Genomic DNA, 6719 nt, shown 5'->3' on the forward strand with positions numbered 1-6719 from the left:
GTCCAGCACCATTTCAGCAGCTTGAACTTTGTGTTCTTTCGAATAAGAATTGCGCACTGATTTTGCCTCCAATTGGACGCCATTATAGCGTCCGAAGAAGGTGTCCAAAATCATTAAGCCAGTTCAGACCGGCCGCGATTGGGCCCGCAGGGCCCACAAAATACTGAAATTATTTACTTTTAAATCAACAATTTATTTTATGTTCTACGAGGGCAGGCTTGCCCGCGATGCAGGCGGTGATTGATCGAAGGCTACCGCTGACAAGCCCACTCAGGCCAATGCAGCCTGCCAAGAAGCCTGTGCGGCTCCTTTCGGAATGGGCAGACCGAATACACCTGGCCCACCCAGTCCAGCCATCACCCCTTGGCCCCCGGCGCCAGCATCTGCTCGGGCCTGACCCACTCGTCGAACTGCTCGTTGGTCAGGTACCCCAGCGCCAGGGCCGCCTCGCGCAAGGTCAGCCCCTCGCCATAGGCCTTCTTGGCGATCTCGGCCGACTTGTCGTAACCGATGTGCGGGTTCAGTGCCGTCACCAGCATCAACCCACGCTCCAGGTGCTCGGCCATCTTCTCGGCATCCGGCTCGATCCCCACCACGCAATGCTCGGTGAAGTTGCGGCAGCCATCGGACAGCAGCTCGATCGACTGCAGCAGGTTGTGGATGATCACCGGCTTGAACACGTTGAGCTGCAGGTGTCCCTGGCTGGCGGCAAAGCCGATCGTCGCGTCGTTGCCCAGCACCTGGCAAGCCAGCATCGACAGGGCCTCGCACTGGGTCGGGTTGACCTTGCCCGGCATGATCGAGCTGCCTGGCTCGTTGGCCGGCAGGCGCACTTCGGCCAACCCGGCACGGGGCCCGGAGCCGAGCAGGCGCAGGTCGTTGGCGATCTTCATCAGCGCCACCGCCAGGGTCTTCAGGCCCCCGGCCAGGCTGGTCAGCGGCTCGTGCCCGGCCAGGGCCGCGAACTTGTTCGGCGCGGTGACGAACGGCAAGCCCGACAAGGCCGCCAGTTCGGCGGCCACGGCCTCGGCGAAGCCCTGGGGTGCATTCAGCCCGGTGCCGACGGCCGTGCCGCCCTGGGCCAGCTCGTACACCGCCGGCAAGCTGGCACGAAGGGCGCGCTGGGCATAGTCGAGCTGGGCGACGAACGCCGATACTTCCTGGCCGAAGGTGATCGGCGTCGCATCCATCATGTGGGTACGGCCCGTCTTGACCAGGTGCTGATGCCGCGCGCCCAGCTCGGCCAGGCCTGCGGACAGCTCGGCGACCGCCGGCAGCAGCCGCTCGTGCACGGCCTTGGCGACGGCGATGTGCATGGCGGTGGGGAAGCAGTCGTTGGAGCTCTGCGAGCGGTTGACGTGATCGTTCGGGTGCACCGGCGTCTTGCCGCCCCGGCCTTGCCCGGCCAGCTCGTTGGCGCGCCCGGCGATCACCTCGTTGACGTTCATGTTGCTCTGGGTGCCGCTGCCGGTCTGCCAGACCACCAGCGGGAACTGCGTGTCGTGGTCACCGGCCAGGACCTCGTCCGCCGCCTGCTCGATCAGCCGGGCCAGGTCGGCGGCCAGGTCGCCGTTGCGATCATTGACCCGTGCAGCGGCCTTCTTGATCAGCGCCAGGGCGTGCACCACCTCGATCGGCATGCGCTGCTGGCCGATGGCGAAGTTGATCAGCGAGCGTTGCGTCTGCGCGCCCCAGTAGGCCTCTTCAGGAACTTCGACCGGTCCCAGGCTGTCAGTTTCGGTACGGCTCATGCTGTGCTCACTCCTTTGTGGTGTGTGTCCGCAGTTTTAGGCCCTGATCCACCCGAGCGGTTCCATCGCTCGTCACCCGCTTGAGCCTGATGCCTGCAAAGGCGCAGAATGCTCTACCCCGAGGTGCTACCTCGCCTGTCAGATGAAGGAAGTGCAATGACCCGTCTTCGTGCCCTCTGCGCCGCCGTGGCGCTGGCCTGTGCCAGCGGCCAGGTACTCGCCGACACAGCCAGCCACAACGCCAGCGCCGAGAAATTCCTCGCCCTGGCCAATGCCGACAAGCTGGGCACCCCGGTGTACATGCAGGTTCAGCAGATGTTCGCCCAGCGCTTCGAACAGACCAAGGCGCCTGCCTCGAAGAAAGCCGTGCTCGACCGCTACCAGGCCAAGGCCAACGCCGCCCTGGAAAGCGCCATCGGCTGGAAGAAACTCAAGCCCGACATGGTCAAGCTCTACACCACCAGCTTCACCGAAGACGAGCTCAAGGAGCTGGTCAAGTTCTACGAGTCGCCGGTCGGTCGCAAGGTGATGCGTGAAATGCCCAAGGTCACCCAGCAGTCCGCCCAGCTGACCCAGTCCAAGCTGGAGCCTGCCGTGCCGGTGGTCAACAAGCTGCTCGAGGACATGACCAAGGAACTCGACCCGAACGCTGGCAAGGCTGCCGCGCCGGCGAAGAAGTGAGCCACGCACGATGACCATGCAGCAACGCATCGAACACAGCCTGGCCCTGCTGACGCCCGAGCACCTCGAGGTGCTCGACGAGAGCCACATGCACAGCCGTGGCCAGCAGACGCACTACAAGGCGATCATCGTCAGTGCGCAGTTCGCCGGCCTGAACAGCGTCAAGCGTCACCAGAAGGTCTACGCCATCCTGGGTGCGCTGATGGGCGAGTTCCATGCCCTGGCGCTGCACACCTACACCCCGGAAGAATGGGCACAGGTCGGTGCCGCGCCGGCCTCGCCCGTCTGCGCAGGCGGCAGCCGGCACTGATTCGCTCGCCGGAATTTGCTAGACTTCGAAACGCGCCGCCTGTCGGCGCGTTTTTCGTTCGTCATCCGGTCCGCCCCTTACGCGGGTGACCACCTGGAGAATCCCTGCATGTCCCAACCGATCGTCGTCGCGGCGCTGTACAAGTTCGTCACCCTGAAAGACTACGAGGCCCTGCGCGAGCCCCTGCACCAGGCCATGCTGGCCAACGATGTCAAAGGCACGCTGCTGCTGGCCGAAGAAGGCATCAACGGCACGGTCTCGGGCACCCGCCAAGGCATCGATGCCCTGCTCGCGTGGCTGCGCAACGACCCACGCCTGGTCGACATCGACCACAAAGAATCCCTCTGCGACGACCAGCCGTTCTACCGCACCAAGGTCAAGCTCAAGAAAGAGATCGTCACCCTGGGCGTGCCGGGCGTCGACCCCAACCGGGCGGTCGGCACCTACGTCGAGCCCAAGGACTGGAACGCGCTGATCAGCGACCCCGAGGTGCTGCTGATCGACACCCGCAACGACTACGAAGTGGCCATCGGCACCTTCAAGGACGCCATCGACCCCAAGACCACCAGCTTTCGCGAGTTCCCCGAGTACATCAAGGAACACTTCGACCCGAGCCGGCACAAGAAGGTCGCCATGTTCTGCACCGGCGGCATCCGCTGCGAGAAAGCCTCCAGCTACATGCTCGGCGAAGGCTTCGAGGCGGTCTACCACCTCAAGGGCGGCATTCTGAAGTACTTCGAGGAGGTGCCCCAGGAAGAGAGCCTGTGGGAGGGCGATTGCTTCGTCTTCGACAACCGCGTCACCGTGCGCCATGACCTTTCCGAAGGCGACTACGACCAGTGCCACGCCTGCCGTCACCCGGTCAGCGTCGAGGACCGTGCCTCCGAGCACTACGCGCCGGGCATCAGTTGCCCGCACTGCTGGGACAGCCTGAGCGAGAAGACGCGCCGCAGCGCCATCGACCGGCAGAAGCAGATCGAACTGGCCAAGGCCCGCAACCTGCCGCACCCGATCGGGCACAACTACCGCAAGGCCGAGGCCTGATCGATGCGCGCGCGCCTGCTCTATGTGATGGACCCGATGTGTTCCTGGTGCTGGGGCTTCGCGCCGGTGGCACAGGCCCTGATCGAGCAGGCGGCGCAGGCGGGCGTCGAGACCTGCCTGGTGGTCGGCGGCCTGCGCCGGGGCAGCAGTGCCTTGGACGCCTCGACCCGGCGCTACATCCTCAACCACTGGCAGGCCGTGAACGAGGCGACCGGGCAGCCGTTCGACCTCGACAGCGCCTTGCCGGACGGTTTCGTCTACGACACCGAGCCGGCCTGCCGGGCCCTGGTGACCGCGCGTGAGCTGGACCCTGCACGGGTCTGGCCGCTGCTGGCGCTGATCCAGCAGGCGTTCTACCAGGCGGGCACGGACGTCACCCGCGTGCCGCACCTGGTGGAGCTGGCCGAACAGGCCGGGTTCGACCGCGAGCGCTTCCGCACCGCGTTCGACCAGGCCGACACCCGCGCCGCCACCGAAGCCGACTTCGCCTGGGCACAGCGCCTGGGCATCGCCGGGTTCCCGACCTTGCTGGCCGAGCGCAACGGCCAGCTGGCCCTGCTGACCAATGGTTACCAACCCCTGGAGCGCTTGCAGCCCTTGCTGGCCCGCTGGCTGGAGCAGGCGACCTGTGCTTGACCTGCCCGGCTCGTCCGAGCCGCCACCGGGGGCATCGCCCCAGGCACCCGACCGCCTGAGCTGGGCGGAGATCCGCCGCCTGGCGCTGCACCACCGCAAGGCCCTGTGGGCCGCCAACCTGATCGCGGTGTTCGGGGCCTTGTGCAGCGTACCCATCCCGCTGCTGCTGCCGCTGTTGGTCGACGAAGTGCTGCTGGGCAACGGCGATCGGGCCTTGCAGTGGATGAACCGCCTGTTGCCTGCCGATTGGCAGGTGCCGGTCGGTTACATCGGCCTGATGCTGGGCGTGACCTTCTGCCTGCGCCTGGCAGCCCTGGCGTTCAACGTCGCCCAGGCGCGGCTGTTCGCCGGCCTGGCCAAGGACATCGTCTACCGCCTGCGCATCCGGCTGATCGAACGGCTCAAGCGGATCTCGCTCAAGGAATACGAAAACCTGGGCAGCGGCACCGTCGCCACCCACCTGGTCACCGACCTGGACACCCTCGACAAGTTCGTCGGCGAGACCTTGAGCCGGTTCCTGGTGGCCATGCTCACCCTCACCGGCACCGCGGCCATCCTGCTCTGGATGCACTGGAAGCTGGCGCTGCTGATCCTGCTGTTCAACCCGCTGGTGATCTACTGCACCGTGCAGCTGGGCAAGCGGGTCAAGCACCTCAAGAAGCTGGAGAACGACAGCACCGCGCGGTTCACCCAGGCGTTGACCGAGACCCTGGATGCCGTGCAGGAGATCCGCGCCAGCAACCGCCAGGGGTACTTCCTCGGTCGCCTGGGCGTGCGTGCCCGCGAGGTGCGTGACCGGGCCGTCGCCTCGCAGTGGAAGAGCGACGCCAGCAGTCGCGCCAGCGGGCTGCTGTTCCAGTTCGGCATCGACCTGTTCCGCGCCGCGGCCATGCTCACCGTGCTGTTTTCCGACCTGTCGATCGGGCAGATGCTGGCGGTGTTCAGCTACCTGTGGTTCATGATCGGGCCGGTGGAGCAGCTGCTCAACCTGCAATACGCCTACTACGCCGCCGGTGGCGCCCTGGGGCGGCTCAACGAGTTGCTGTCACGCGAGGACGAACCGCGCTTCGCCGCCGCCACCGACCCCTTCGCCGGGCGCGCCACGGTGGGGATCGACGTGCGCGACCTGCGCTTCGCCTACGCCGACGAGCCGGTGCTGGACCAACTGAACCTGTCGATCGCGCCTGGCGAAAAGGTCGCGATCGTCGGCGCCAGCGGAGGCGGCAAGAGCACCCTGGTGCAATTGCTGCTCGGGCTGTACAGCGCCCAGGCCGGGACCATCCGCTTCGGGGGCGCCAGCCTGCAGGAGATCGGCCTGGAGACGCTGCGCGAGCAGGTGGCCGTGGTGCTGCAGCACCCGGCGCTGTTCAACGACAGCGTACGCGCCAACCTGGCCATGGGCCGCGACTGCACGGACGAAGCCTGCTGGGAGGCCTTGCGCATCGCCCAGCTCGAGCCGGTCATCGCGGCCCTGCCACACGGCCTGGACAGCATGGTCGGCCGCTCCGGCGTGCGCTTGTCCGGTGGGCAGCGGCAACGCCTGGCCATCGCCCGCATGATCCTGGCCGAGCCCAAGGTGGTGATCCTCGACGAAGCCACCTCCGCGCTGGACGCCGCCACCGAATACAACCTGCACCAGGCGCTGGCCCGCTTCCTCAGCGGCCGCACCACCCTGATCATCGCCCACCGTTTGTCGGCGGTGAAACAGGCCGACCGTGTGCTGGTGTTCGATGGCGGGCAAGTGGCCGAGGATGGCGATCACCAGCAGCTCATCGCCGAGGGTGGGCTGTATGCCAAGCTGTATGGGCATTTGCAGCAGAGTTGAGGGGGAGGAGGCGTGCCTGTGGCGCAGGGAGCGCTGGTTTTACGGGTCCTTCGGACCCGATCGCGGCACTGGGGCCGCTCCTACAGGGATCTCGACAACCTGTGGCAATACGGTGGGGCTACGGATGTAGGAGCGGCCCCTGTGCCGCGATCGAGCCCAACGGGCCCGTAATCCCGCCACACCCTCTACCCGATACCCTGCCTCAGGCGCAGACTCCTTTTCGCTCTTTGACCCCCAATCACGCCCCGCACTGGTTTTACGGGTCCTCCGGACCCGATCGCGGCACTAGGGCCGCTCCAGGGATCGCGACAACCTGTGGCAATACGGTGGGGCTACGGGTGTAGGAGCGGCCCCTGTGCCGCGATCGGGCCTGAAAGGCCCGCAGATCAGCCACTCCCTTCATCAGGCACCCCACACAAGGCCCAGAATCCTTCACCACTTTCCCCTCAATCACGCCCCCCACCCCACAACC

6 protein-coding genes are annotated in these 6719 nt (G+C 66.1%); 5 read left to right on the top strand and 1 reads right to left on the bottom strand.

Annotated elements, in window-relative coordinates; translation table 11 throughout:
* Window positions 1–356: 356 nt before the first annotated feature.
* Window positions 357–1751, bottom strand: a complete 1395-nt coding sequence (locus G7Z99_RS19430) for a class II fumarate hydratase (protein ID WP_181096744.1) — start codon at window positions 1749–1751, stop codon at window positions 357–359.
* A 156-nt stretch (window positions 1752–1907) separates the two neighbouring features.
* Here G7Z99_RS19430 and G7Z99_RS19435 point away from each other — a divergent pair, with 156 nt between their 5' ends.
* The 5 genes from G7Z99_RS19435 (at window position 1908) to G7Z99_RS19455 (ending at window position 6247) form a co-directional block, all read left to right on the top strand.
* On the top strand, window positions 1908–2432 hold the full coding sequence (locus tag G7Z99_RS19435) for a DUF2059 domain-containing protein (RefSeq protein WP_181096746.1): 525 nt from the start codon (window positions 1908–1910) through the stop codon (window positions 2430–2432).
* Between the two features lie 10 nt (window positions 2433–2442).
* Complete coding sequence (locus G7Z99_RS19440) at window positions 2443–2742, top strand: BolA family protein (RefSeq protein ID WP_060394650.1); 300 nt, start codon at window positions 2443–2445, stop codon at window positions 2740–2742.
* A 108-nt stretch (window positions 2743–2850) separates the two neighbouring features.
* Window positions 2851–3786, top strand: a complete 936-nt coding sequence (trhO, locus tag G7Z99_RS19445; RefSeq protein ID WP_181096748.1) for an oxygen-dependent tRNA uridine(34) hydroxylase TrhO — start codon at window positions 2851–2853, stop codon at window positions 3784–3786.
* 3 nt (window positions 3787–3789) lie between these two features.
* On the top strand, window positions 3790–4422 hold the full coding sequence (locus tag G7Z99_RS19450; RefSeq protein WP_181096757.1) for a DsbA family protein: 633 nt from the start codon (window positions 3790–3792) through the stop codon (window positions 4420–4422).
* Window positions 4415–6247 carry an ABC transporter ATP-binding protein gene (locus tag G7Z99_RS19455; RefSeq protein ID WP_308812310.1) on the top strand — a complete coding sequence of 611 codons (1833 nt, stop codon included), beginning with the start codon at window positions 4415–4417 and terminating at the stop codon, window positions 6245–6247. Before G7Z99_RS19450 ends, G7Z99_RS19455 begins: the two co-directional genes overlap by 8 nt.
* Window positions 6248–6719 lie beyond the last annotated feature (472 nt).

The organism is Pseudomonas entomophila (assembly GCF_013523165.1).
GTDB lineage: Bacteria > Pseudomonadota > Gammaproteobacteria > Pseudomonadales > Pseudomonadaceae > Aquipseudomonas > Aquipseudomonas entomophila_A.

What these genes read in the sequence shown, in the direction of transcription:
- trhO (WP_181096748.1), top strand. Translation starts at nt 2,851, where the DNA reads ATGTCCCAACCGATCGTCGTCGCGGCGCTGTACAAGTTCGTCACCCTG.
- G7Z99_RS19430 (WP_181096744.1), bottom strand. Translation starts at nt 1,751, where the DNA reads ATGAGCCGTACCGAAACTGACAGCCTGGGACCGGTCGAAGTTCCTGAA.
- G7Z99_RS19435 (WP_181096746.1), top strand. Translation starts at nt 1,908, where the DNA reads ATGACCCGTCTTCGTGCCCTCTGCGCCGCCGTGGCGCTGGCCTGTGCC.
- G7Z99_RS19450 (WP_181096757.1), top strand. Translation starts at nt 3,790, where the DNA reads ATGCGCGCGCGCCTGCTCTATGTGATGGACCCGATGTGTTCCTGGTGC.
- G7Z99_RS19440 (WP_060394650.1), top strand. Translation starts at nt 2,443, where the DNA reads ATGACCATGCAGCAACGCATCGAACACAGCCTGGCCCTGCTGACGCCC.